The following is a 1,197-nucleotide window of genomic DNA, read 5'->3' as shown; positions in this document are numbered from 1 at the left end:
GCCGGGCCCCGGCGGCCCGGGCGGACCGGGTCGGCCCGGCGGCCCCGGCGGCCCCGGCGGCCCCGGTGGTCCCGCCGGTGCGCGGCCGGGCGGCGCGCAGTCCCGGCGCTGGCCGCGGCGGCGGATCGTCAAGTGGACGGTCTTCGGCCTGCTGATCGCCGTCATGGTGACCTCCGTGTCCACCTGGTTCTGGGCGGACTCCAAGCTCAACCACGACAACGTGCTGGCCGGCTACCCGGGCCGCCCGGCCGCCGGCAAGGGCACCAACTGGCTGATCGTCGGCTCCGACAGCCGCGAGGGCCTCAGCGAGTCCCAGATGGACACCATGCACACCGGCCACGACGTCGAGGGCAAGCGCAGCGACTCGATGATGATCCTGCACATCGGGGACAACGGGAACACGCTGATGAGCATCCCGCGCGACTCCTGGGTGCCGATCCCCGAGTTCAGGACGAGCGCCGGGAAGACCGTCAAGGCCACCACCTCGAAGATCAACTCGGCCTTCGCCACCGGCAACGGCCGCCTCCTGGTGCAGACCGTCGAACTCAACACCGGCATCCGCATCGACCACTACGCCGAGATCGGCTTCGCCGGGTTCGCGGGCATCGTCGACTCCGTCGGCGGCGTCGAGATGCACATCGACCAGGACATCAAGGACAAGGACTCCGGCCTCGACCTCAAGGCCGGCGACCAGACCCTCAACGGCACCCAGGCCCTGGCCTTCGTCCGCCAGCGCCACCAGATGGCCGACCAGGACCTCGGCCGGATGCGCAACCAGCAGAAGTTCCTCGGCGCCCTCGCCCACCAGGCCGCCTCCCCGGGCACCGTGCTCAACCCGTTCACCTTCTACCCGCTGGTCGACTCGGCGCTCGGCACCCTGATCGTCGACGACGACTGCGGGCTGACCGACCTGGGCTCGCTCTTCCTCGCCATGAAGGACGTCAACGGCGGCGGCGGCAAGACCATGACCGTCCCGATCGGCAACGCCGACTACCACACCAAGACCGGCGAGTCGGCGGTGCAGTGGGACGCCGCCAAGTCCAAGCAGGTCTTCGAGGCGTTCAAGAACGACACCGCGGTACCCGAGTTCAAGTAGCCGCCGCGGGGGGGGGCCGCGCGCCGGCGGGGCCCCCCCCCCCGGGGGGGCCGGGGGGGGCCCCCCCCCCCGGGGGGCCCCCAGGCCCCGCCCGGGGACTA

At 72.2% G+C, this 1,197-nt stretch carries 1 protein-coding gene; it reads left to right on the top strand.

Annotated features, from left to right (window positions below; translation table 11 throughout):
* On the top strand, nucleotides 1-1,096 hold a 1,096-nt coding region (locus ACFC1T_RS38435; protein ID WP_375897462.1), incomplete at its 5' end, for an LCP family protein.
* Between the last annotated feature and the right edge of the window lie 101 nt (nucleotides 1,097-1,197).

The organism is Kitasatospora sp. NPDC056076 (genome assembly GCF_042266305.1).
Classification (GTDB): domain Bacteria; phylum Actinomycetota; class Actinomycetes; order Streptomycetales; family Streptomycetaceae; genus Kitasatospora.
Note: the sequence above shows the minus strand (reverse complement) of the source record. Positions and strands in the feature narration are given on the sequence as shown.